The organism is Enterococcus sp. UD-01 (genome assembly GCF_044909655.1).
Lineage (GTDB): Bacteria > Bacillota > Bacilli > Lactobacillales > Enterococcaceae > Enterococcus_L.
Genome location: NZ_JBIYEU010000013.1, coordinates 80,408 through 104,954 on the forward strand (window position 1 = coordinate 80,408; position 24,547 = coordinate 104,954).

General features: G+C 39.8%; 20 protein-coding genes and 1 other annotated feature (1 of these 21 only partly in view). Of the genes, 8 read left to right on the forward strand and 12 right to left on the reverse strand.

The window, feature by feature from the left end:
- Positions 1–69, reverse strand: a binding site (T-box leader); it reaches 135 nt to the left of the window's first position.
- Between the two features lies 1 nt (position 70).
- From gltX to ABH902_RS11425, 7 genes are all read right to left on the reverse strand, one after another.
- Positions 71–1,528, reverse strand: coding sequence for a glutamate--tRNA ligase (gene gltX, locus ABH902_RS11395; protein ID WP_404590839.1), 1,458 nt, complete (start codon positions 1,526–1,528; stop codon positions 71–73).
- Positions 1,529–1,543: 15 nt separating this feature from the next.
- Positions 1,544–2,017, reverse strand: coding sequence for a 2-C-methyl-D-erythritol 2,4-cyclodiphosphate synthase (ispF, locus tag ABH902_RS11400; RefSeq protein WP_404590840.1), 474 nt, complete (start codon positions 2,015–2,017; stop codon positions 1,544–1,546).
- An 8-nt stretch (positions 2,018–2,025) separates the two neighbouring features.
- Positions 2,026–2,775 carry a 2-C-methyl-D-erythritol 4-phosphate cytidylyltransferase gene (gene ispD, locus ABH902_RS11405; protein WP_404590841.1) on the reverse strand — a complete coding sequence of 250 codons (750 nt, stop codon included), beginning with the start codon at positions 2,773–2,775 and terminating at the stop codon, positions 2,026–2,028.
- Positions 2,738–3,877 (reverse strand): PIN/TRAM domain-containing protein, encoded by a 1,140-nt coding sequence (locus ABH902_RS11410; protein ID WP_404590842.1) that lies wholly within the window; start codon positions 3,875–3,877, stop codon positions 2,738–2,740. The genes ispD and ABH902_RS11410 overlap by 38 nt, the downstream gene beginning before the upstream one ends.
- 94 nt (positions 3,878–3,971) lie before the next feature.
- The gene (gene radA, locus ABH902_RS11415; protein WP_404590843.1) at positions 3,972–5,342 is read right to left on the reverse strand and encodes a DNA repair protein RadA; all 1,371 of its coding nucleotides are present in this window, start codon (positions 5,340–5,342) and stop codon (positions 3,972–3,974) included.
- Positions 5,343–5,433: 91 nt separating this feature from the next.
- Positions 5,434–5,913 (reverse strand): dUTP diphosphatase, encoded by a 480-nt coding sequence (locus ABH902_RS11420; protein ID WP_404590844.1) that lies wholly within the window; start codon positions 5,911–5,913, stop codon positions 5,434–5,436.
- 119 nt (positions 5,914–6,032) lie between these two features.
- Complete coding sequence (locus tag ABH902_RS11425) at positions 6,033–7,385, reverse strand: hypothetical protein (RefSeq protein ID WP_404590845.1); 1,353 nt, start codon at positions 7,383–7,385, stop codon at positions 6,033–6,035.
- A gap of 290 nt (positions 7,386–7,675) precedes the next feature.
- Between ABH902_RS11425 and serC the strand changes: the two genes are divergently transcribed.
- From serC to hisJ, 6 genes are all read left to right on the forward strand, one after another.
- Positions 7,676–8,767, forward strand: coding sequence for a 3-phosphoserine/phosphohydroxythreonine transaminase (serC, locus tag ABH902_RS11430; RefSeq protein ID WP_404590846.1), 1,092 nt, complete (start codon positions 7,676–7,678; stop codon positions 8,765–8,767).
- Complete coding sequence (locus tag ABH902_RS11435) at positions 8,768–9,955, forward strand: 3-phosphoglycerate dehydrogenase family protein (RefSeq protein ID WP_404590847.1); 1,188 nt, start codon at positions 8,768–8,770, stop codon at positions 9,953–9,955.
- Complete coding sequence (locus ABH902_RS11440; RefSeq protein ID WP_404590848.1) at positions 9,955–11,199, forward strand: DUF1015 domain-containing protein; 1,245 nt, start codon at positions 9,955–9,957, stop codon at positions 11,197–11,199. Before ABH902_RS11435 ends, ABH902_RS11440 begins: the two co-directional genes overlap by 1 nt.
- Before the next feature lie 116 nt (positions 11,200–11,315).
- The gene (gene proB, locus ABH902_RS11445) at positions 11,316–12,113 is read left to right on the forward strand and encodes a glutamate 5-kinase (RefSeq protein WP_404590849.1); all 798 of its coding nucleotides are present in this window, start codon (positions 11,316–11,318) and stop codon (positions 12,111–12,113) included.
- Positions 12,114–12,160: 47 nt separating this feature from the next.
- Positions 12,161–13,408, forward strand: a complete 1,248-nt coding sequence (locus ABH902_RS11450) for a glutamate-5-semialdehyde dehydrogenase (RefSeq protein WP_404590850.1) — start codon at positions 12,161–12,163, stop codon at positions 13,406–13,408.
- Between the two features lie 32 nt (positions 13,409–13,440).
- Positions 13,441–14,268, forward strand: coding sequence for a histidinol-phosphatase HisJ (gene hisJ, locus ABH902_RS11455; protein WP_404590851.1), 828 nt, complete (start codon positions 13,441–13,443; stop codon positions 14,266–14,268).
- A 101-nt stretch (positions 14,269–14,369) separates the two neighbouring features.
- Here the strand turns inward: hisJ and ABH902_RS11460 are convergent, their stop codons facing one another.
- Positions 14,370–15,800, reverse strand: coding sequence for a sulfatase (locus tag ABH902_RS11460; RefSeq protein WP_404590852.1), 1,431 nt, complete (start codon positions 15,798–15,800; stop codon positions 14,370–14,372).
- Positions 15,800–17,059 carry a PTS sugar transporter subunit IIC gene (locus ABH902_RS11465; protein WP_404590853.1) on the reverse strand — a complete coding sequence of 420 codons (1,260 nt, stop codon included), beginning with the start codon at positions 17,057–17,059 and terminating at the stop codon, positions 15,800–15,802. Before ABH902_RS11465 ends, ABH902_RS11460 begins: the two co-directional genes overlap by 1 nt.
- Before the next feature lie 201 nt (positions 17,060–17,260).
- Between ABH902_RS11465 and ABH902_RS11470 the strand changes: the two genes are divergently transcribed.
- Together ABH902_RS11470 and ABH902_RS11475 are read left to right on the forward strand one after the other, a co-directional pair.
- Positions 17,261–17,983, forward strand: coding sequence for a MurR/RpiR family transcriptional regulator (locus ABH902_RS11470; RefSeq protein WP_404590854.1), 723 nt, complete (start codon positions 17,261–17,263; stop codon positions 17,981–17,983).
- A 106-nt stretch (positions 17,984–18,089) separates the two neighbouring features.
- Entirely contained in the window at positions 18,090–20,729 is a 2,640-nt protein-coding gene (locus ABH902_RS11475; RefSeq protein ID WP_404590855.1) for a YfhO family protein, read from the forward strand.
- Between the two features lie 298 nt (positions 20,730–21,027).
- On the opposite strand, the gene ABH902_RS11480 is transcribed toward ABH902_RS11475, so the two are convergent.
- From ABH902_RS11480 to ABH902_RS11490, 3 genes are all read right to left on the reverse strand, one after another.
- Positions 21,028–21,354 (reverse strand): hypothetical protein, encoded by a 327-nt coding sequence (locus ABH902_RS11480; RefSeq protein ID WP_404590856.1) that lies wholly within the window; start codon positions 21,352–21,354, stop codon positions 21,028–21,030.
- A 24-nt stretch (positions 21,355–21,378) separates the two neighbouring features.
- Positions 21,379–23,964, reverse strand: coding sequence for a bifunctional lysylphosphatidylglycerol flippase/synthetase MprF (mprF, locus tag ABH902_RS11485; protein ID WP_404590857.1), 2,586 nt, complete (start codon positions 23,962–23,964; stop codon positions 21,379–21,381).
- 213 nt (positions 23,965–24,177) lie between these two features.
- Positions 24,178–24,360 (reverse strand): hypothetical protein, encoded by a 183-nt coding sequence (locus ABH902_RS11490; RefSeq protein ID WP_404590858.1) that lies wholly within the window; start codon positions 24,358–24,360, stop codon positions 24,178–24,180.
- Positions 24,361–24,547: the final 187 nt, after the last annotated feature.

Here is a 24,547-nt window from a genome sequence, read left to right on the forward strand (position 1 = left end):
ACTGTTTTCACCAGCCACAGCTTCTCTAAAGACCAATCCTTTTTTACTTCTTCTTATCATTATATTTTTATTATAGTACTTTATTTAAATGATCCAAGGCTTTTTCTTTGCCTAATAATTCAATCGTATCTCCAAGTTCCGGACCGTGCATTTGTCCGGAAACCGCTACACGAATTGGCATGAAAAGATTTTTCCCTTTAACGCCAGTTTCTTTTTGAACAGCTTTGATACCAGCTTTAATGTTTTGAACATCGACTACTTCCATTGCTTCAAGCTGTGCCTTAAAGGCTTTTAATACTTGCGGCACTGTTTCGCCAGCCAGCACTTCCTTTGCTGCATCATCCAAGACAGGATGTTCATTAAAGAATAATTCGGATAAAGAAACGATTTCAGCCGCATAGCTCATTTGCGGTTGATACAAACGAACAACTTTTTTCAGCCATTCCAGCTTTTCAGCGCTAGGAGCTGTTTCAATGCGTCCGTCTGCTGCTAAGTAAGGAATACACATATTCGTTAAAACGTCTAAATCTAACTGTTTAATATATTGATTATTTACCCATTCCAGCTTTTTAGCATCAAAGGCCGCTGGGGATTTGCTTAAACGTTCTGGATCAAAAATCTTAATCAGCTCATCTTGAGAAAAGATTTCATCTTCTCCGACCGGTGACCACCCCAATAATGCTGTAAAGTTAAACATTGCTTCTGGTAAATAGCCTAATTCACGATACTGTTCGATAAACTGCAGGATAGATTCATCCCGTTTGCTTAGCTTCTTCCCAGTTTCTGAATTAATGATTAAGGTCATATGTCCGAAAATCGGTGCTTTCCAGCCAAAAGCTTCATAAACCATTAACTGTTTTGGAGTATTGGCAATATGATCGTCACCACGCAAGACATGGGTAATTTTCATCATGTGATCGTCAACCGCTACCGCAAAATTGTAGGTTGGCATGCCGTCACGTTTTTGAATAACAAAATCGCCGCCAATATTATCTGATTCGAAGACAATTTCACCTTTCACAATATCATTAAATGTATAAGAGGTATTTCTCGGCACGCGGAAACGTACCACCGGCTGTAGGCCCTGTGCTTCTTTTTCCGCTTGTTCTGAAGGTGTTAAGTGCGCACACTTTCCAGCATAATGAGGCATTTCACCGCGAGCGCGCTGTGCTTCTCTTTCTGCTTCAAGCTCTTCTTCAGTACAATAACATTTGTAGGCACGATTGCTTACTAGTAATTGGTCGATAAGCGGCTGATAAATTTCACCGCGTTCAGATTGGCGATAAGGCCCATATTCGCCAGGCTTTTCAGGTGACTCATCCCAGTCCATACCTAACCATGCTAAGTTTTCCAGCTGGCTTTTTTCGCCGTCTTCAATATTTCTTTTTTGGTCTGTATCTTCAATCCGAATAATGAAGTCACCATCATTGTGACGAGCGAATAAATAATTGAATAACGCTGTTCTTGCATTCCCGATATGCAGATGTCCTGTCGGGCTCGGTGCATAACGTACACGTACTTTTGTCATTGTGCATTCCTCTTTCTATTTTTCGAGTAAAGCGACCGCAATCGCTCCCATACCTTCTTCATGGCCAATGAAGCCCATTTTTTCCATCGTTGTTGCTTTTAAATTGATCTGACTTGTTTCAATCTGACAAGCGACTGCGATATTTTTTTTCATTTGTTCCAAATAAGGTTTCATTTTAGGTTGCTCTGCTAGAATTGTACAATCAATATTGCCAATAGTAAAGGCAGCAGCGGAAACTTTTTGATAAGCTTCTGCTAATAATTTGATTGAATCGGCATCCTTGAAGTTCGGATCTGTGTCGGGAAACAAATGTCCGATGTCCCCCAAGCCGGCAGCGCCTAAAAGAGCATCCGTAATTGCATGTAACAGCACATCCGCATCTGAATGTCCTAAAAGCCCTTTTTCAAAAGGTAACTCTACTCCGCCGATTATCAATTTGCGACCTTCAACCAATTGATGAACATCAAATCCTTGTCCAATACGTATCATCTTATCACCTAGCTTCTTTTTCTTTTTACGATAGATTCACCCGTAATCATGTCCTCCGGTGTGGTCAGCTTAATATTTTCATAGCTGCCCAATACCATTGAAACCGGCAAATCACTATATTTTTCAATCAATGATGCTTCGTCTGTTCCCAGAAATTCTTCTTCTTTTGCGCGTAAATGAACGGACAGCAGATCTTCGCCATAAAAAACCTGTGGGGTTTGAATTTGCCACAATGTTTCACGTGGAACGGTTTCAGCAACGATGCCATTTACTACTCGTTTAATAGTATCTTTAACGGGAACACCGAGAATAGCTGCTCTGGTTTCACGCACCCTTTTATGTAGTTTTTTTAATTGTTTCAGTGTGACAAAAGGTCTGGCACCGTCATGTACCATTACAATATTTTGCGGATTATCTAAGGCTTTTAACCCATTAAAAACGCTATATTGACGTTCGCAGCCTCCAGCAACGATCGTAATAGGTATAGTTTTTTTCTTTATTTCCTTTTTGATCATAGCTTGAAGCAATCCTTTTTCATCATCCTGCGCTACTAAAATTACGTGCTTGCAGGCCGGATCACTTAAAAAAGTCGTAAGAGAATAAGCAATTACTGGTTTACCTACTAAATGCAGCAAAATTTTATTACGTCCGGCGCCCATTCGCTTCCCCTGCCCTGCAGCAAGTAAAATCACCTCATAATCCAGCGCCGCATCTTTATTTTTAGCTCTTCTCATTGGCTTTACTGTCTTCTCTGTCATTAATTCCACGTCCAGAATGAGCAGGTTTGGCAAAAATCATCCGTCCAGCAGCTGTTTGTAAAGCACTGGTAACAACGACAGAAATATGCTTGTTCATATAATGTTGTCCGTCCTCAACGACGACCATCGTACCATCATCCAGATATGCAACACCTTGTTGACGCTCCGTCCCGGCCTTTACAACCATGACATTCATCGTTTCACCGGGAATCACAACTGGTTTTACGGCATTAGCTAATGCATTAATATTTAGTACTGGCACATTTTGAAATTCTGAAACCTTGTTCAAATTATAGTCATTTGTTACAACGACACCATCCAAAAGCTTCGCCAATTTGATTAATTTACTGTCAACTTCGGAAATATCTTCAAAGTCCCCGTCGTACATTTCAACAGAGATACCATCTTCTTTTTGCAGAGCATTTAAAATATCCAGTCCACGACGACCTCTTACACGCTTCAAGCTATCCCCGGAATCCGCGATATATTGCAGCTCATACAACACAAAATTAGGAATTAAAATAACGCCTTCTAAAAATCCGCTTTTGGCAATATCATAAATTCTACCATCAATGATCACACTGGTATCTAAAATTTTGTACTTATGGAAATTATCTTCAACCTTACGTTCAAGGACTTCTCCTTCTGATTCAGTCGCTGCTTTCTTTTGCTTCGTAGTGAAAATTTTCCGCCACTCATCAATTCTAGTGGTTCCCATGCGAAAACCTAAATAACCGAAAATAATCATTACTAAAATCGGCAGGACACTGTTCACAAAAGGAATATTCAAATTATACATAGGAATTGAAATAATTACCCCTAAAATTAAGCCCAGAATAGCGCCGACACTCCCAAACAAGAGATAGGTCAAGCTCATTTCATTTAAAGTCATTTCGATCTTTTTAACACCTGAAACAATATACTTAGCGAGTCCTAAAGATAAAATAAAGAAAATAAGTGCTCCAATTAGACTATTTGTAAAGTTATTGTTCAGCCATACATTATCTGCCTGATTTGCCATTTCCCAAGCCATTGGTAATAACGAAATACCCAGGCTTGCACCGGCAACGATCATCAGCAACGTAATGACACGTTTTTGCATAGATTCATCCTCCAATATAAATATATTCTTTGTAAAAATGAGGAGCGGATATCTGCCTGAACCTTGCAGCCGCCGCACTTCCTCATTTTATCATTTAGCGAAATACTTTTCTCAGCGTTTCTCCAATAGTGGCAACGCCAATAATTTCAATGCCTTTAGGAGGCGTCCAGCCGCCCAAATTATTCTTTGGTAAATAAACTTTGGTAAAGCCCAGCTTCTGTGCTTCTCGAACACGCTGTTCAATACTGCTGACTCGCCGAATTTCACCAGTCAAACCAATTTCTCCGATAAAACACTCCGTCGGCTTTGTCCCCGTTTCTTTATAACTGGAGGCAATGCTGACAGCTACGGCTAAATCAATCGCCGGTTCATTTATTTTTACGCCGCCGGCAGCCTTTAAATAGGCATCTTGATTCTGTAAAAGCAAGCCTGCTCGTTTTTCTAGAACAGCCATAATCAAAGACACACGATTAAAATCCAAACCAGTTGTTGTACGCTTGGCGTTGCCGAACATCGTAGGTGTCACCAATGCTTGCACTTCCACTAAAATCGGTCGGGTTCCTTCCATCGCTACCACAATGGCAGAACCAGTCGCGTCAGCCAGCCGTTCTTCCAGAAATACTTGAGACGGATTGGCTACTTCTTCCAAGCCCTGCTCCCGCATCTCAAAAATGCCAATCTCGTTCGTTGACCCGAACCGATTTTTCACTGCTCGCAAAATTCGGAAGGTATGATGCTTCTCGCCTTCAAAGTAAAGCACAGTATCAACCATATGCTCCAGCATTCGAGGACCGGCAATAGAACCTTCTTTGGTCACATGTCCTACAATAAAGATAGCAATACCATTGGTCTTAGCGATCTTCAACAGCTCGGCCGTTGTTTCTCTCACCTGACTTACACTGCCGGCTACACTTGTAACATCCGGCTGTGTCATCGTTTGTATTGAGTCGATAATGACATAATCCGGCTCGAGATTCTCGATCGCTCTGGCAATTTCATGCATATCTGTTTCAGCATACAAATAAAATTCTGTATCAATAGCACTTAAACGTTCCGCTCGCATTTTGATTTGTTCAGCGCTTTCTTCTCCAGAAACATAAAGAACCTTGCCGCCGATTTCGGCTAACTGCTGTGATACTTGTAAAAGTAGCGTAGACTTACCAATACCGGGATCGCCGCCGATCAATACCATAGAACCGGGAACCACACCGCCGCCTAGCACCCGATTAAGCTCCATCATCTTCGTCTTGACTCTAGGTTCCTTTTTAGGGACTACTTCTGCCAGACGCTGAGGCTGTGTCTTTTTACCGGTTAGACTAACACGTGTCCGCCGATCCGACGTATCCTGAATTACTTCTTCTGTCATAGTATTCCATTGACCACAATTCGGGCAACGGCCTAAATATTTCGGGGAAATATACCCGCAAGTTTGACATTCAAATTGAACTTTCGCTTTTTTAGCCATGCGTCATCCCCTCGTCTCTATATTCTATTATTTTATCATATAATCTATAGTCCTGACTAAAACTAACCTTTTATATTAGACAAAAATAGGCTTAATTTGTGCCTGAAGAACCGAAACCACCGATGCGCTCATTTTCCACACGATCCTCGTCTGCTAAAAGAAAAGGCTTAAAGATCCCCTGACCGATACGCTCCCCTTTTTCGATGACCATTTCTTCATAACCAAAGTTTAAGAACTGAAACATGATATGGCCTTCATTGCCTTCATTATTATAGTAATCACTGTCAATAACGCCCACACCATTAGCCAGCATTAAAAAGCGCTTCAATGGATTGGAGGACCGGCTGACTAACTCTAAATATTCATTTTCAGCCATATAAGCTTTGATTCCGGTTTTAACCAATACAGGTTTTGGTGCAATCCCTTGTGACTGCAGCTGCCAAATACTTGGTACTGTAACAGTTTCTGCTGCTTGAAAATCGTAGCCTGCTGCACCTCTTGTTGCTCGTTCTGGAAGCACAATGCCTTGCTCTTTATACTTAGAAATAACTTCGAATCCACGTTGTTTCATGAAAAATCTCCTCTACTTGTAAACTATTTTTTATTTTACCATATTACACACACAACCAGTTCAAGTTTTATAATATCTTTAATAATCTCTTGTGCTTTTTTAGTGTTTTCACATGATTTTCAAGACTCTTTCCATGATTTGAAGAAAACAACGCCAAAAAACAACAGCAATGCGCTCACGCTCAACAAATGAATCACTTCCACAAGCTGAATTGCTGTAGCGCTGTTTGCTTGGTGGGCAGTAATTTGTAAGACTACCTGAACCGGCAAATGCTCTTCTTTGACCATCAGCCAAAGAACACTCATTAAAAGCAGCTGATGTGTAATACTGCCCTTTGTTTGCGTACTGTATTTAGTGATAATCCGGCTTTCTTTAGGCAGTATCGTTTCTTGATAATACACTCGATTCAAAAAGCTGCTAGTTGCATTCATACTGCAGCTTAGGAAAAAGACACCAAGCGAAAAGAAAGAAGGAAACAGCAACAAGAATAATGAAATAATATAAGCTCCTGCATGAATGACTTTCGGTTCAAATTTTGGCAAAAGCTGATAAAGTAGTCGTATAAATAGCGCTGCTGCCAGCACGCCCAAAATATAAGGAATGTACAAACGTAAGACCAAATACGCAGCGCCAAATCGCAATGCTACATAAAAAGTACCGAATAAAAAAACAAAATTCATACACATTCCATTACCAAAGGTCAATAAATTCAACCAGAGAGGCAGCTGCCAATTTTTCCGCTGACGATTGAATAACCATGCTGCCAAGATAAAAACAACTGAAAAAACAATGATCGCCATGGTCAGCAAATCAGGCTCAAATAGCAACCGAGCTGAACGAATCAGCAATAGCAAAATAAAAAAGAAAAAGAAAAGAAATAATTCCTTTATAGAGATAGTCTGCTGATCCACCTCATTAAAGTCAATCACGTAGTCAGCATAATGTGTCACTGTATGGTAAGCGCCCACATATAGCAAAGTATACTCCGCAAAAACCAATGGAATCCGCCATTCGTTTCCCAGTGCTAACGACGCAAGTAAGCCCCCTAATATCAACAAAATATAGAGATATTTATTCTTAATAGACAATGCGGTTCCTTGCTGCTTTTCATGAAAATTTACTGTAGTATTTGCAGCAGGCAGCCAAGAAGCACTCAATCCTACGAACACCGCAGAAATTAGATACAAAGGAAAATAAAATTGTCCCATAATACCGATTAAGCTTCCAGCGCCTCCTGACAATATTGCGATAATTAAAATAGTAAAGCTTGATAAAGACAACCGAAAACTTTTCAAAAGAAAAATACCTGTCATCCGAAACGTATAAAACAAAACAAAGGGCAAAACTGCTTCTAATACCGCGCCTTTATTCAAACTCAAAAACAAAAAATAAGGGATAAAAATAATCGTATTCGCTAAGACAAAAGGCGTAACCTGAAAAGCACTGCGAAAGAACTGTTTCATTACAGACATGGACTCTACTCCTTAAAAAACGGTTTATTATGTACGATAGTCTACCACTTTAGAGTAAAAAGAGGAATTAATCCACTGAGTTAGAAGGTGCTTTAAATAGAAATACGCAAAACTCTTCATTTTTCATGGAAATTTCTCTTTTATTTTTACATAAATGAGAAATCCGTGAAATAAATTACAAAATACAAATTTTAATCTTTTTTTAATATATGCTTTCTGTTATAATGGTTTTCACATTTACTAACAATTTTTAGTGGATGAACAGAAAAGCTTAAAGGAGAGATAGATGTATGAAAACTATTTACAATTTTTCAGCTGGTCCTGCCGTTTTACCAAAAAGTGTTTTGGAAAAAGCACAATCCGAATTGGTGAATTACGAGAACAGCGGTATGTCCGTGATGGAGTTGAGTCATCGTTCCTCCCTTTTTGACAAGATCATCCAAGATGCTGAAGCTTTACTTAGAGAATTAATGAATATTCCCGATAATTATAAAGTCCTATTTTTACAAGGCGGCGCCAGCTTACAGTTTACAATGGTGCCTTTAAATTTAGCGCAACATAAAAAAGCATTGTACGTCAATACAGGCTCATGGTCAAAAAAAGCCATCAGCGAAGCGCAAAAGCTCGATAATGTGACGGTGGAAGTCATCGCATCAAGCGAGGATCAAAACTTCACTTATATCCCTGAAATTCATAAAGAAGACATTCCGCAAGATGCAGCGTATGTGCATATTACGACAAACAACACAATTGAAGGAACGACGATTTATGACTTACCTGATACCGGTGATGTTCCGCTGGTGGCAGATATGTCTTCAAATATCCTATCCGTTAATTATAATGTAGCTGATTTTGGTTTGATTTATGCCGGTGCGCAAAAAAATATTGGCCCTGCCGGTCTAACTGTTGTAATTGTACGCGAGGATCTAATTGGACAATCAGATATTCTTAGTGCCATGCTGGATTATGAGATTCAAGCGAAAAACGGCTCTATGTACAATACACCGCCAACCTTTAGTATTTATATGGCCAAACTAGTCTTTGAATGGATCAAAGAGCAAGGCGGCGTCAGCCAAATGGAAAAACAAAATAAAGCCAAAGCCGCTCTGCTTTACGATGAAATCGATACTTCTCAACTATTTTCTTCACCGGTCAACAAAAAGGATCGTTCTATTAATAATATCCCTTTTGTCACGGGTGACGATGCATTGGACAAAAAATTCAATCAAGAAGCCCTTGCCGCCGGGTTTGAAAACCTAAAAGGACATCGTTCTGTGGGCGGCATGCGTGCCAGCTTGTACAATGCCTTTCCCGAAGCTGGTGTTGAAGCGTTGGTTGCCCTTATGAAAACCTTTGAAGCAGAAAATAAAGGAGCGAAATAAATGTACGATATTAAAACCTTTAACGCCATTGCCCCTGCCGGGCTGGCGCGTTTCGATACAGAATCGTTTACCATTAATCAAACAGACACTCCGGCTGGTATCATCCTGCGCAGCCAAAAGCTTCACGAATATGATTTTCCCGCCTCTGTTCTAGCAGTAGCTCGTGCAGGTGCCGGAACGAATAATGTGCCGGTCAAACAATGCACTGAAGAGGGCATTGTTGTGTTTAACACGCCCGGCGCCAATGCCAATGCGGTGAAAGAGCTAGTCATCGCTTGTCTGCTCTTATCTGTTCGACCTATTTTAAAAGGAGCCAATTGGGTTCAAACACTAACCGGTCCAGATGCTGAAGAACAAGCAGAGGCACAAAAGAAACAGTTTGCCGGAACTGAATTAGAAGGAAAAAAGCTGGGTGTCATCGGATTGGGTGCAATTGGCGCCATGGTGGCTAATGATGCTTATCGTCTCGGCATGGAAGTGACAGGCTTTGATCCCTTTGTTTCCGTGGATACTGCATGGAGCATTTCCCGTCGAGTGAAGCGTGCCCAAAGTATGGATGAGGTGCTGAAAACCTGCGATTTTATCACTATCCATGTACCTTTATCTGAAAATACGCATCATCTAATCGGCAAAGAGCAACTGGCTCAAATGAAGAACTCTGCTGTTTTGCTTAATTTTGCCCGCGGTGAACTGGTTGAAACGGAAGCAGTTATTGAAGCAATTGCCCAAGGCGAAATTAGTAATTTTGTGACTGACTTTGCTGACGAGCGTTTACTGAATAATGACAATATTTTAGTGCTGCCACATCTAGGTGCTTCAACTGAAGAAGCCGAAGTCAATTGTGCTAAAATGGCGGCACGGACGCTAAAGAAATTTCTGGAAACCGGCAATATCAAACGCTCCGTTAATTTTCCGACCGTTGAGATGTCATTTAATTCACCGTTTCGTTTTACCATTATTCATCGCAATGTGCCGAATATGTTAGGTCAGATTTCTACCGGAATCGCCAATCTAGATATTAACATCGACAACATGATTAACCGCAGCCGTGACGAATATGCGTATACCATCGTAGATATTACTGAAACGGATGAAGCAAAAATAGCGGCGGCTGCAGAAAAAATTCAAGCCGCAGACAATATCATCCGTGTTCGTACAATTAAAAATACCGAGGCGGTGAGCTACTGATGGTCGAAATTCATCCATTTAAAGGCATTCGTCCCGCACAGGAATTTAGCGCTCAAATCGCGACCTTGCCTTACGACGTCCTCAGCTCTGCCGAAGCTAGAGAATTAGGCGAAAACAATCCCTATTCTTACCTGCACATCGACAAGGCGGAAATTGATTTGCCGGAAAGTCTTTCGCCCTATGACGATCAAGTCTATGCTAAAGCGGCCAGCAATTTACAGGATTTTTTACAAAAGCAATGGTTGATTCAAGACAACCAACCACTTTTATATTTATATGAGTTAACAATGAACGGACGCGCTCAGACCGGTCTGGTTACTTGTACGTCCATTACCGATTACACCGAAGGAAAAATCAAAAAGCATGAATTCACGCGGCCGGAAAAAGAAGTCGACCGCATCCGACATATCGAATCCTGCGATGCCAATACCAGCCCCATCTTTTTGACTTATCGTCGCAACGAAACGATTCAACAAGTGATGGATCAGTGGAAAAATACACAGCAGCCAGTCTATGACTTTACCGGTTTTCATGAGGTCACTCACCGGGTTTGGCTGATAGATAATGCGCAAGTCATTGAACAGCTGGTGGATAATTTCGCCCAGCATGTACCGGCTCTTTATATTGCTGACGGTCATCATCGGACGGAATCAGCGGTCAAAGTTGGTCAAAAGAAAAAGGCCGCTCATCCAGAAGCAGATGCCACCGCTGAATTTAATTATTTCTTATCCGTTATTTTTCCAAAAGAAGAACTGGAAATTTTGGATTATAATCGTGTATTGAAAGTTACAATCAAAGAAGATTTCTTTGAGCAGCTGGAAAAAAATTTCACTCTTAAGAAAACGGAGCTGGGAAAACCGACTCAACCGAAAAGCTTTGGCATGTATCTAGCGGGACAATGGTACCAGTTAACAGCCAAAGAAACCATATTATCTGCTGATCCAGTCAAGGGTCTGGACGTTTCCTTACTTCAAGAATACGTTTTTGCGGATATTTTTGATATTCAAGACGTTCGAACAGATAAGCGGATTGATTTTGTCGGCGGAATTCGTGGAATGAACGAGCTTGAGCAGCTGGTAGATAGCGGCAAGTGGACAGTTGCTTTTGCGGTATATCCAACGACTATGGATGATTTACTGAATGTTGCGGACGCCGGAAAAATCATGCCGCCAAAATCAACTTGGTTTGAACCTAAATTATTAAGCGGATTATTTGTCCATGATTTAAAGACAAATAACGAATAAAGCTGTAAAATGGAATAGAAAAGAAGCTTGGACGAAAGCTGCATTTTTGTCCAGGCTTTCTTGCAATTAAAGAACAGCAGGATTTTCCATGCTAATTAAAGGCAGTGAGGTACCCTATGCGAAAACAATTAAAAGCGGCTAAACGTATCGTCATCAAAGTGGGAACAAGTACGTTAATTTACCCTAATGGAAATATTAATTTAAGCGCCATTGATCAATTGGCTTTTACTTTATCTGATCTGAGCAATCAGGGGAAAGAAATTATACTGGTATCTTCCGGTGCGATTGGGGTTGGTTTAAACAAGCTCAATCTGGACAAACGACCACCGACAATCCCTGAACAACAAGCGGTTGCGGCAGTTGGACAAGCGGAATTAATGAATATTTACAATCAGCGCTTTCTAACCTACAGTCAGCAGATTGCGCAGCTTCTACTAACTAGAGATGTGATCGAATATCCTGAAAGCCGCAAAAATGTTACCAACACGATGGAGCAACTGTTAAAAATGAACATTATTCCCGTCATTAATGAAAATGACACAGTAGCGGTTGACGAATTGGATCACCTGACAAAGTTTGGCGATAACGATCAATTATCAGCGGTTGTTACCCAGCTGATTCAAGCTGATGCATTAATTATGTTGTCTGATATCGACGGTTTCTTTTCAGATAATCCCAATACGAATAAAAATGCGCAGCTTTTTACTGAAATTAACGAAATTAATGAGGAACTACTGCAGCTGGCCGGCGGAAAAGGCAGTCGTTTTGGTACTGGCGGTATGTACAGCAAGCTAAAAGCTGCAGAACGTGTTTTGGCGCACAACGGAGCAATGATTTTGGCAAATGGCAAGCAACCGAAGATTATTTTTGATATTTTAAACGGCGAAATGATTGGAACTTTATTCAAAGGATAGCGAGCGCTTTGCCGCTTGATCCTGATTATTATTAAGGAGGGACTTCAATGGTAGATTTGATTCAATTAGGCAAACAAGCAAAAGAAACAGCCTATGAGCTGGAGCTGATGGAGACAGCAACCAAAAATGAACTCTTGCTACATATGGCAGCGGCAGTAGAAAAAAACATGGAGAAGATCCTGACAGCCAACCAAAAAGATCTCGCACAAGCCAAAGAAAACGGGATTACTGACACGATGCTTGATCGTTTACGTTTAACCGAAGAACGAATCAAGGATATGGCGGAAGGTATTCGCCAAGTAGCGGCTTTGCCTGACCCAATCGGTGAAGTAGAAAAAATGTGGAAAAATGAAGACGGACTACTGATCGGTAAACAGCGTGTACCGCTAGGCGTTATCGGCATCATTTATGAGTCACGCCCAAATGTCACTACGGATGCAGCCAGCCTGTGCTTTAAAACAGGCAATGCTGTGATTTTACGCGGCGGCAAAGAAGCCTTTCATTCTAATCAGGCACTTGTTTCTGTTTTACAACAAGCGCTACAACAAAAAAATATTTCACCTTTTGCAATCCAGTTCGTTGCTGATACATCACGCGAAACCGCCCAACAGCTGATGAAATTAAATGACTATTTAGATGTTTTAATTCCACGCGGCGGAGCGAATCTAATTAAAACGGTATTAACGACAGCGACCGTTCCTGTGATTGAAACGGGCACTGGCAACTGTCACGTTTATATCGACAAGGATGCCCAATTAGAGATGGCCACCAATATTATCGTTAACGCGAAATGCCAGCGTCCTTCTGTGTGCAATTCTGCGGAAACTCTGCTAATCCATCGGGAAGTTGCAGCAGCATTTTTACCAGTCATTGAAAAAGCTTTGAATGAGTACAATGTAGAATTACGTGCAGATGAAACAGCAGCGGCGATATTTGAACATTCTATTCCCGCAACGGAAGAAGATTGGGCGACTGAATTTCTCGATTATATTCTAGCAGTAAAGGTTGTGGATTCATTAGACGAAGCCATTCAGCATATTAACCGGTATAATACAAAGCATTCTGAAAGTATCGTCAGTGATAATTATTTTGCTACGCAGCAATTTTTAAAACAAGTAAACGCAGCAGCAGTTTACGCGAATGCTTCCACCCGTTTTACCGATGGCTTTGCTTTTGGCTTTGGTGCCGAAATTGGCATCAGCACGCAAAAACTACATGCCAGAGGACCAATGGGCTTACCTGAATTGACGTCAACTAAATATATCGTCTACGGTGAAGGTCAGTACCGCAAATAAGCCCTTTAAAAAAGTGTTTAGGAGGAAGCGACATGAAACGTGACGGTCATACACACACAGAATTTTGTCCTCATAGTGACGTGGAGGATACGGAACAATTAATTCGTCAGGCGATCGCTCTGGGATTTAAGGAATACAGTATTACAGAGCATGCCCCTTTACCGCCGGCTATAGATACAAAAGCGGCTGGAGATTCAGAAATTTGGTCAACTGCTTCCATGGCTTTAAATGATGTGGATAACTATTTCAAACGGATGAATGTTTTACGAAAAAAATATGCCTCCGAGATTGTTATCCACATCGGCTTTGAATTGGATTATTTTGCTGATTTTGAAGCTTGGACCACTGATTTTTTAGCTGAATATGGTCCGCAAACAGATGATGGTGTTTTATCGGTTCACTTTCTGGAAGGACGGGACGGATTACGGGGAATCGACTATTCTTTTGAGGAATATAAGACAGGCGTGACAGATTATTTAGGTAGCTTTGAACAGGCGCAAACCCTTTATTATCAAACGGTTTTACGCTCTTTAGAAGCAGATCTGGGCCCATGGAAGCCGACCCGACTTGGACATATTTCCTTATGCCAAAAATTTGAACGTTTTTTCGATGAACCGACCGCTTATTCTGCAAAAAACCAAGCCTTGGTTACTGAGCTTTTAACCCGAGTAAAAGAAAAGCAGTATAGTCTTGATTTGAACACTGCCGGATTTTATAAACAGGGTTATCAACAGAGTTATCCCCAGCTGTGGATAACACAAAAAGCTGGTGCATTACAGATTCCCTTTATTTATGGATCTGATACTCATGCCTTATCTGATGTGGGACGTGGCTATGATAAAATTACCCACTGGCTCTAAATATGAACAAGATTGTGGATAACTCTTAAAAAAATTATCCACAATCCGATTAAAATAGCTCAAAAACAAGCAGAATTTTTCATTGTTTTTGAGCTATTTTTTTACTGTTTCTTCTGTAATTGTGTATAAATTTTTGCCAACATTTGCGGATCACTTGTTTTCATAGAATTCAGATGCTCGGAAAGCTTTTGCTTCAGTGTAGCAACCACTTCATGATATTCTTTATCATCCTTCATATTACGGTTTTCTTGAGGACATTTTTTACAATCCACAAAAAACATATCCTCTTGCGCTTCGTCAACAGGTTTGCGCCCATCAATTAAGCAGTTCATATCTAATCGATAATTTTTTGTACGAATACAGGCTCTTCTTGGCCAGCCGCTGTCATTAGTGTAAGTGCCGTAGCCCTTTAAAGGAAAAGCGCGACTTGCAGTTTGTCCAAAACCAATCGACGAGTAGATGTATTCCTGATCCTCTTCAATAGTATTGATTCCTTTAAATTGAGCGGGAATTTCAGCGATATTTGCTAAATTAAACAATATTGGTGCAAAGTCAATCGTATTTGTAAGATGATTGGTACGACTTCCTTTTTTGATTTTTTCGGGATAGCTAATAATTAAAGGAATTGCATGGGAATGAGCATGAAAAATCTGCTTACCCAGCCAGCCATGCTCCCCTTTATTAGCCCCATGATCCGAACTAAAAACAATAATCGTGTTTTCCAGCTGATCATTTTCCTCTAAATAGTTCATAATCAGGCCGATTTGTTGATCAATCCATGCTACTAATGAGAAGTAATACTTGCGCATTTCAGTAATTTTTTCTTCTGAAAGCGTACCTAATTCAATAATTTCTGAAAAACGCTGTTCAAAGGCACTCAACAGCTGCAGCTGATCTTTATCTGCCTCCTCTAATTTGAACGGATCATTAGCATAATGATCTTCAAAACCTTTTTTGACGATTACAGGTGTATGTGGCTGTAAATAGGAAACCCGCAAGAAATAAGGCTGCTCCTCTGAATAATTTTTCAACCAAGCAAGTGCGTTTTGTGTTACACGTTCAGGAAGATATTCTTTTGAAGCGTCAATACCACCGATAATAGACTGAAATTTTCCCTTGGGCGAAATAGCTTGGTCAATTTTCTTGGTAAAGGATTGCTGCGATCCGTCCGGATTATCAAGCATAAAGCCTTGTACGCCATGAGCTAAATGGGTTTTTCCAAAGTTGACAGTCAAATAGTCATTTTGTTCTAAAACAGAGGTTAGCGTTGCTAGCCTTTCCATTTCAAAATCCGGAAACATTGCTTCATTGTGATAGACGCCCGTTTCTTCCGGCAACAAGCCTGTCATAATACTTGTACGTGAAGGAACACAGACAGGTGAAGCGCAGTAGCATTCATCAAACGTCAAGCCATGGTTACTAATCCGGTCAATATTCGGTGTATCAATAACAGGACTTACTTGAGAGTAGCAGCTTAAAGCGTCTTTTCTTAGCTCATCACAAAAGAACATGATTATATTCGGCTGTTTCATTAAATTGCTTCCCCACTTTCTTCCATCAATAATTGCTTATCGTAAGCTTTCATAAACGGTAGTAAAATAAGACAATTCACAATCAATAAAAGCACCCACAGCACAACTGCACGCCAATCCATCGAAGCGATGAATACCGCAATAGGCCCCGGTGTTCCTAAAGGCGGATCAACAACGACTCGATTGATTAGTCCATACTTCATACAAAGAAACGCAATCGAACTATTTAACACCGGCTGTAGTAATCCCGGGATCATCAGCGAAAAATTAAGAATATAGGGCGTTCCAAAATTAATCGGCTCGCCAATTCCACAAAATGCCGGGATACTGCCTAACTTCCCAATAGCCTTTAAATGGTCGGATTTACAAAAGAAAATCATGACGATGGCTGCAGGCAGAAAGCTTTGTCCCCAAAAGCTGCCTTGAAAAACAGTTTGCGTCAATACATGCGGCAGCGCCTTTCCTGCTGCATACGCGGCTTGATTTTCTACTAGATTAGATAATAGAAATGGTGTCATCACAGCGCCGGTTACAGCTCCGCCATGAATGCCAAAGAACCATAACAGCCGTGTAATCAAAACAGAAATAATTACTGCAGCTAAGGTATCCGAACTAGAAACCAATGGTCGGAAAATCGCAAAAATGCTATTGGTCAAATTCATGCCCACCGCAAACAGCAGCAATTGATTGATAGAGATAACCATAAACAATGCAATAAAGAACGCAATAATCGAATCAAATGATGCACCAACCATCGGCGGCACGGTGTCCGGCATTTTTATGCGAATGTTTTTATCCAATAGAAATTTATACAATTCTACACAGGCAATTCCAACAATCATCGCTGAAAAAATCCCTTTTGAGCCGATGCCGTCCATCGGAATGCTGCCTTCCTTCGGAACTGCTGAAATGCTTAAAAATGATACACCGCTGATAAACATCGAAGTCACTGTATTTAACTCAAACTTTTTCGCATGAAAATAAGCCGCAAGCAGCGCAATCCACAACCCATAAATGCCAGTCGTAAACTGATAAGGCAAATTTAAAAATGACAAGGAAACAAGGAATTCCCTTATACGCAGTAAAAATGGCGCTGCATCGTCCATAATTGGCGGATTTGATAATAAAAGCGAGATAGAGCCGATAAAAGTCAGCGGCAGCGAAATCATAAATGCATCTTTAATCGTGGATAAAAATCGTTGCTGGGAGATCTTATCTCCAATCACCGCTAACCGGTTTTCAAAAGTACTAATATTCATTTTCATCACCTTTCGATAGTCATTACAAAACAGGCCTGTTTTACAAATAATACTATCCAAAGAAAGCGTTTACCATAAAAGCTAAATATTTTGAAAATTTTTCCTAAATAAAGGAAATTTGGCATTCTTGTACCTACTATCCTAATCCCTTTTCACATGCTATAGTAAGCGTAACAACAGATTGAAAGGGTTATCAAAACTATGAAGCTTGAAAATCTAATTAAACAAAAAGAAACGTATTTATCTTTAACAGAAAAAAAGATCTGTACTTATTTTATTCAAAACAAACATGAAATTATCAATTTAACACTGAATGACATCAGTTCAAACACCTATAGTTCAAACTCCACTGTTTGGCGCACCATCGAAAAATTAGGCTTTAAAACCTTTTCAGAATTTAAATTTTCTATTGATTGGGATGAATCAAGCCTGCAGGATACTCAAGGCTCAGAGCTCCTTTCCATCTTTTTGCATAAGGTAACCACACGCTTGAATAAACAAGATTTTAGCGAATTTTACACACTTTTGAAAACTAGTAAAAAAATATTCATCCTCTACACTGGCTACAGTCAAAAAGTACAGGCTGAATATTTTCAATATTGTTTAATGAAAAAGGGAAAAGAATCATTTATTCTGCTGAATGAGCCCTTCTCGGATCTGACCAATCTCATTATGGAAAATTTGACTAAAGAAGATCTACTCATTTGTTTTTCCGGTTCCGGTGAAAACGACCAGCTGAAAAAATGGTGTGCGGTGCCGCAGATGAAAGAAACACCTATTGTCGGCTTCACTAATATTGACGGTAATTGGCTGACGGATATTGCGCGTGTCTCCTTTTCGCCCGTTCAGCTAAAAGAAAGCACCAAAGTTTTTTCCAGCTTGATTTTTTTAGTTATTGATTTTTTAATGAGTGATTTTCAGTAAAATTAACCTCTTCTTTTGAATTTCTTTAATTTTTTCTTTCCGACAATCAATTTTTCAAGGGATATGCTAAACTATAGATATATTGATTACGTGGTGAGGTTTATATATGAAGAAGAGAATTCGTGCATTTACAAAAGAAAATTGGCGGTATATGGCTGCCAGCTTTTTTATTCCATTTTTGGTAATGGTCATTGTTTATTTGAGTTTGGGCATTTACCCGGGCAGCAGCCGCAGTGTGATGGCTAGTGATGCCTTTTCCCAGTTTTCCAATTTTCATGCCAGCTTTAATAATGTGCTGCATGGCAAGCAAAGTATTTTTTATACTTGGAATGCTTCGCTGGGATTAAACTATCTTTCGCTTATTTCCTATTATTTAGGCGGACTTTTTACTCCATTGGTGCTGTTCTTTAATAATCAGAACATTCCGGATGCGTTGTATGTCATCACGCTGCTCAAAATAGGTGCAGCTGGCTTATCTTTTTGGGTATTCGCCAGAAATACCTACAAAATCCCTAAATGGGGACATGTTATGCTTAGTGTTCCTTATGCGTTAATGTCCTTTGCCACTGCACATTCAGAAATTATCATGTGGCTGGATGCCTTTACTTATTTACCTTTAGTTATTCTAGGCATTCATCGTTTAATGGATTTAAAGAAACCTAAGCTTTTATTCGTCAGCTATTTATTATTATTTATTTCCAACTTTTACATGGGCTTTATGATCGGCGTCTTTTCTGTCTTGTATTTTGTCGCCCGAACATTGACTAATTGGCAGCGATACAAGAAAAAAATTCTTCCTTACGGCATTACATCCCTGCTTGCCGGCGGTGCATCAATGATTTTAGTTTTACCTGCTGTGCTTGATTTACGTGCTAATGGTGAAACACTTTCTGAAATTACTCAGTTTAAAACTGAAGCAACGGCCTTTTGGGATATTGTAATTAAAAATATGATTGGGGTTTACGATACCACGAAATACGGATCAATTCCCTTCATTTATGTTGGTTTATTGCCACTGATTTTCTGTCTCTTCTATTTTGTTACCAGAGAGATCCCCTTAAAAAACAAGCTTTTATACGGAAGCTTATTTGTCATTTTAATTGCCAGCTTTTACATTACGCCATTGAATTTATTCTGGCACGGCATGCATGCGCCAAATATGTTTTTATTCCGTTATAGCTTCTTATTTTCTTTTCTGGTCGTATTACTGGCAGGCTATGGTTTTGAAAAATTCAAGATAGACGACCTCGGTTTGTTAGTAGGCTCAACAATTATGCTGGTAGCTGTTTTTGCTCTTGCAGAAGGAACTAAAAAAGCAGATGCTTATACCTTTGCGCCTCTTTCCGCTTTTATCTTGACTGTCGTCTTTTTAGTTCTCTATCTCACGGCGATCATCTTTTATCAGCTGAAAAAGGTACCAATGCATTATCTGCTTGTTTTACTGCTGCTGCTAGTTTCCGCTGAAGCATTTATCAATACAAATCTAATGCTGAATGGGATTCTGGAGGATTGGAATTACGCTTCCCGTAGTCTTTACAGTGAGCCATACCCTGACTTGAAAAAACTGGTGGATAAAACCAAAGAAGACAACGACACCTTTTATCGTTTAGAAAACTTAAACCCGGTGTCTTCCAACGATAGTATCAATTACGGCTATAGCGGCATCAGCTTGTTTTCTTCTATCAGAAACCGTCATTCATCCGCGTATTTGAATGATCTTGGCTTTAGATCGCGAGGAACAGCATTAAATATTCGCTATCCGAATAACACACTTTTAATGGATTCACTTGTTGGCATCAAGTACAATATTTCTGAAAATGATCCGTTGAAGTTCGGGTTTTTCCCAACTGAAAAGGCTGGTAAGTACTCATTATACGAAAATAGTTACGCTTTACCGTTAGGCTTTTTAGCCGATCCCGATATTTATAGTGTCAAGCAGCCGGCCAACGATAATCTAAGCAGTCAAACCGAATTATTCAATGCTTTAGCGGGACAACAAGAAAACTATTTTAAATTCTACCAACCAACTATTATCGCTAAAAATAATGTCGAAATTGAAGACACTGGGACCTCAGTAACCTATCGGGAGCTGCAAAACAATGTAGCAAAAGATATTACCTGGACGGTTACTGTGCCAGCGCATACTCAAGCTTATCTAAGTCTATTCCCGACGGATTTCGGTCAGCTAGAAAGCTCTAGTGCCACTATTTCAGTAAACGGAACAAGTCAAAAATCACAAATTAGCATTACAGGCCAATATTACAACCTTGGCTATTACGATAAACAAACTACGGTAAACTTTACAGCAAGCTTTTACGGAACAGCGGCAGTTAGCTTTATAGCTCCTAAAGTTGTCGGTATGGATACCCAAGCATTTGAACGCTCCGTTACTGCTATTCAAGAAAAAGGGGCAGATTTACACGTGAAAGGTCGGAAGGCAACCGGCAGCGTCACTGCTGAAAAAGACCAAGTACTTTTGACAACTATTCCTTATGATAAAGGCTGGAAAGCTTATGTGGATGGTAAAAAGGTACCAGTTAAAGCCTTTAAAAAAGCCTTTGTCAGCATTCCTGTCAAAAAAGGCGAACACACGATTACCTTCACTTACCTACCGGAAGGCTTTGTAGCAGGAGTTGTGTTGTTCATCGTTTGTATCGGCGGGTTCATCATTTTCGTTCGCTTCATCGAACGTCCGGATCTAAAGGTAGTGAAACAATCACGACCACGTAAACGCAAACGACCTTAAAAAAGAAGTTGCCCAAAAGTCGTTCAGGCTCGAGCAATTGGAGTAAAAGATGACAAATGCGCTTTTCGCATTGGCAGCTTTTATGAAATTGCCGAAGAACCTGACTTTTGGACACCGTTTATCCTAGGTTGAACCAAAAGTTGTTCAGGCTCGAGTAATTGGAATAAAAAACGACCAATGTGCTTTTCGCATTGGCGGATTTTATGAAATTACCGAAGAGCATGACTTTTGGATACCGTTTATCCATAAGAAAAGAGCGAGACAAAACCATTTTTAGTTTTGTTTCGCTCTTCTTTGCTTAATAATCCAACTGCTTCAAATGTAAAAGAAACGATTTATCTGTCTGTTGTTTAATCGTATATAAACGTGTTATTTGCTGATAAATTTTCTTATCTTCTTTCGGTGCAGGATCAAACATATCTAAGAGTCTGCTGATCGCATATTCAAAAACATCACTTTCAGCACCAACCAAGTAGCCTAGATTTTCACTTTCATTTAGCTGGCCCTTTTTGATTTCTGCAATTTTTTTAGTAAAATCACCAACAATCACGATTTCATCCGTCTTTTTGTCCAGTTCCGCCATTAGCGCTGCTTTACTGTTTACAGTTACTCTTTCAATTGTCATCCTTTTCCTCCCATTTAAGTGTTTTTAAATAGTATACATGACTTCTTCTACTAAAGAAACGGCCTGCCTTTTACCATATTCAATTAGGAGCGCCATTTGAATAAAGGCAAACAGCACACTGCTTTGCTTGTAATACGCAAAATAGCGGGCTTCCCAATGGGTAACATACATTTCCTTAGCAATCCGTGTATGTTTAAAATTATACGCTCGATCCCCATACTGATAAAAAATGTTAATCAAACGCTCTTTCAAAAAGGAATATTTCGTTTCACCCACATTTGCCAAAGGCGCAGTGCCAATATCCATCAATGTATAGCCCAAATGATGGTATTCAGCAATAAAGTGGCTCAATAAAAAATCGGTTGTCTGTTCTGGCGCAGCTTCTGTAAAACGTAAAAGATCATAAGAAATCTCCTTGCCTGCGGTGATTGGTTTAGCCGTGATAAAGCCCAACACTTCATGTTGAGCATTACGAAAAATACCCACATCGCTTTGGTCTAAATATTTACGGTCAAAGTGTCCGCTAATAAAGTTGCGCTCCCGCTGATTTTTCAGCCACTCCTCAGAAACACGTACTAATTCCTGATACAGCTCAGACGATACAGGCTCATGATACATAGTGAAATAATAGCCCTGATTGCTTAAATGCTTTAGCTCCATTTGATCAGAAGCCAGTAAAGCTGAAGTTGTCTGTGTAAAATCAATCAAGCCCTCTTCACCAATTTTCATAAAATTATAACCTAAATCATGCAAAATTAAAATGTATCGTTCGCTGACTCGATAAAATACAAGCTGATAGCCAAGCAAATCCCCCTCATCCATAAAGGCCAAAGTCGCCTGCATCCACTTCTCCGGATTTCCTATGGGATCAGCTAGTAAGAAGCATTTATTGGCTCTTATTTGATAGCCGAATAACACCTGATCCTCGCCATTCTCCTGATAGTAATAATAGCCATAATTTTTCAAATGCAGAAAATGACTGCCTTCTGTGCCGCCGTATTTTGCCAATAATGCGTTTAAACGTTCCTCTTGATAGCTTTCACCTAATCGTTTGTTTGTCTCAGCTAAATAATGATAAAGTGTAATTAATCCAATCATAGAAATCCCCAAACCAAGCAATCCTGAAAACCACACATCATCGGAAGGAAATAGTAAAAACATGTGCGGCAGCGGTCCGTTTTTTTCCGGATGTGAACTATAATAGCCCGCAATTGCATAAATAATGAACAAAAGACTGAACAAGCCACCATCAAAAGCTAATGCGCCCCAAGAATAAACAAATTTTTCCCGATAAAATTCCTTACGTGCTAAAAATACGGCGGAAAGTATCACTAAATAAGCTAAGATTAACTGCCAGGAAGCCGTTCTGGAAATCGTATTGATAATTCCGAAAATCAATAACCCAATCGTCGGCCAATATGCTTTGCGTACCTTCATAGAAATTCCTCGAGCAAGTCCAAGCAATAAAAAACCAATAAGCATATTTAAGGTTTGGTCTAAAAAATTAATTGAAAAAGGCAGAAGTAGCTCAAATAACCGACTCACATTCGATAAATTAGTAATTGTAGACAATAAAACCATCATAATTCCCGCAAAATAAAGAGCGGTTACTAAAATAAAATGCGCAGCCTTTTGCGAAAACAAACGTGGCAAATTATCGAAGAAGCGGTTAATTTTAACGCCTGCCTGATGAATGAAGAGAATAATTCCAGTAATAAACGGCAGCACATAATAAAACAAGCGATAATAAATCAGCCAAACCACAGCACTCGATTGCCCTACACCCAATTGAGAGAGCCCCAAAATCATCAGTACATCAAAAGTTCCCATACCTCCAGGCACCATGGTCAACATCCCGATTAATGTCGCAATAATAAACATCGGGTACACAGCTACTAAAGAAACATCAACCTGCATTAAGGCGCCCACACTCAAAAATACAAACATAGCGCCCAGCCATTGTCCCAATGAAGCGCCAAACAACCAAAATATCTCACGCGGGAAAAAATCCTTAAACAATGTATATTTTTTGAACTGCGCAAATAAAAATAACGCCGGTGCAATTAGACTCCCAGCTAGGAGCCAAACCCAATACTCTCGAAAAATACTATCCGGTCGAATGAAAAAAACATCCACAAACGCTACGAAAGCCAGCATTGATAAGCCTGAAATCATAAATAAGGCAACTTTTGAAACGGTGGCTACAACTTTTTTCCTAGGAACATCCTTCCCATAAAAACTAGCCCGCAGTGTCGCTCCAACCACGCCGCCAAAGCCAGCTAAATTATTAATCGTATTTGTTACCCAAGCCGATACAAACCAATCCCAAAACGGCATCTTAGGCTTCCCCTGCTTTTGCAGTACACGCACAACAACACGGTCGTATAAAAGCATTGGCAAAACGCCAAAAATTCCTGCTAAAATCATCCCTAGAATCCGAAGCCGACTTTGCGCACCCATCGTTTGAAAAACATCCTGCCAAGACATCCCTTGAACAATATGCGTGATCTGATTCGCAACGAAAATCAGTACTGAACCCAGAAAAATTAATTTCAATAATAGACTATGCTCTTTCATCAATTGAAACAGCTGTTTGAGTTTTCTTTTCATTTATTCACTGCCTTTTCTGTCCCTTCCGCGCCAAGCGAAAAAACACATTTTCCTCTATTCTTTTCTATGTTAGCGTATATGCAATTATTTTTCCACTTCTGTTCTTTTTTACTGTCTTAAATAGCTCAAAACAAAAATAAAACAGCAAAAATAAGAAAAAAGTTCTTACTTTTACTGCTGTCATCTCTATTAAGATAATGAATGCCGTAACGCCTATAATGTATAACCTTTTAAAACGAGGATTGCCAGTAATCCCACCATTGCGCCACCAACAGCACCTTGAATAATTGACAGAATAAAATATATTTTTTCTCTCTTTTGCTTTTTAACGATTACTTGTGCAATCAATGAGACAATTAAATTAACTGCTGCTAAAATCAATAATACTATTAACAAATAAACCCACTCCTTTTTTATCTATTTTAAGTATAGCAAACGAATTATGAAAGCGGTACTACAATCAATATAAAAAAAGAGCCTAAGACATTGGAACTGACACTATAATGAGATACAATTAAAAAAGAGCACCTCAAATTTAGTAAAATAAATTTGGAGGTGTTTTTCTAATGGCAAAGCATAATTA

Excerpts from the sequence above, each read along its gene's own strand:
- gltX (WP_404590839.1), bottom strand. The coding sequence starts at position 1,528 with ATGACAAAAGTACGTGTACGTTATGCACCGAGCCCGACAGGACATCTG.
- ispF (WP_404590840.1), bottom strand. The coding sequence starts at position 2,017 with ATGATACGTATTGGACAAGGATTTGATGTTCATCAATTGGTTGAAGGT.
- ispD (WP_404590841.1), bottom strand. The coding sequence starts at position 2,775 with ATGACAGAGAAGACAGTAAAGCCAATGAGAAGAGCTAAAAATAAAGAT.
- ABH902_RS11410 (WP_404590842.1), bottom strand. The coding sequence starts at position 3,877 with ATGCAAAAACGTGTCATTACGTTGCTGATGATCGTTGCCGGTGCAAGC.
- radA (WP_404590843.1), bottom strand. The coding sequence starts at position 5,342 with ATGGCTAAAAAAGCGAAAGTTCAATTTGAATGTCAAACTTGCGGGTAT.
- ABH902_RS11420 (WP_404590844.1), bottom strand. The coding sequence starts at position 5,913 with ATGAAACAACGTGGATTCGAAGTTATTTCTAAGTATAAAGAGCAAGGC.
- ABH902_RS11425 (WP_404590845.1), bottom strand. The coding sequence starts at position 7,385 with ATGTCTGTAATGAAACAGTTCTTTCGCAGTGCTTTTCAGGTTACGCCT.
- serC (WP_404590846.1), top strand. The coding sequence starts at position 7,676 with ATGAAAACTATTTACAATTTTTCAGCTGGTCCTGCCGTTTTACCAAAA.
- ABH902_RS11435 (WP_404590847.1), top strand. The coding sequence starts at position 8,768 with ATGTACGATATTAAAACCTTTAACGCCATTGCCCCTGCCGGGCTGGCG.
- ABH902_RS11440 (WP_404590848.1), top strand. The coding sequence starts at position 9,955 with ATGGTCGAAATTCATCCATTTAAAGGCATTCGTCCCGCACAGGAATTT.
- proB (WP_404590849.1), top strand. The coding sequence starts at position 11,316 with ATGCGAAAACAATTAAAAGCGGCTAAACGTATCGTCATCAAAGTGGGA.
- ABH902_RS11450 (WP_404590850.1), top strand. The coding sequence starts at position 12,161 with ATGGTAGATTTGATTCAATTAGGCAAACAAGCAAAAGAAACAGCCTAT.
- hisJ (WP_404590851.1), top strand. The coding sequence starts at position 13,441 with ATGAAACGTGACGGTCATACACACACAGAATTTTGTCCTCATAGTGAC.
- ABH902_RS11460 (WP_404590852.1), bottom strand. The coding sequence starts at position 15,800 with ATGAAACAGCCGAATATAATCATGTTCTTTTGTGATGAGCTAAGAAAA.
- ABH902_RS11465 (WP_404590853.1), bottom strand. The coding sequence starts at position 17,059 with ATGAATATTAGTACTTTTGAAAACCGGTTAGCGGTGATTGGAGATAAG.
- ABH902_RS11470 (WP_404590854.1), top strand. The coding sequence starts at position 17,261 with ATGAAGCTTGAAAATCTAATTAAACAAAAAGAAACGTATTTATCTTTA.
- ABH902_RS11475 (WP_404590855.1), top strand. The coding sequence starts at position 18,090 with ATGAAGAAGAGAATTCGTGCATTTACAAAAGAAAATTGGCGGTATATG.
- ABH902_RS11480 (WP_404590856.1), bottom strand. The coding sequence starts at position 21,354 with ATGACAATTGAAAGAGTAACTGTAAACAGTAAAGCAGCGCTAATGGCG.
- mprF (WP_404590857.1), bottom strand. The coding sequence starts at position 23,964 with ATGAAAAGAAAACTCAAACAGCTGTTTCAATTGATGAAAGAGCATAGT.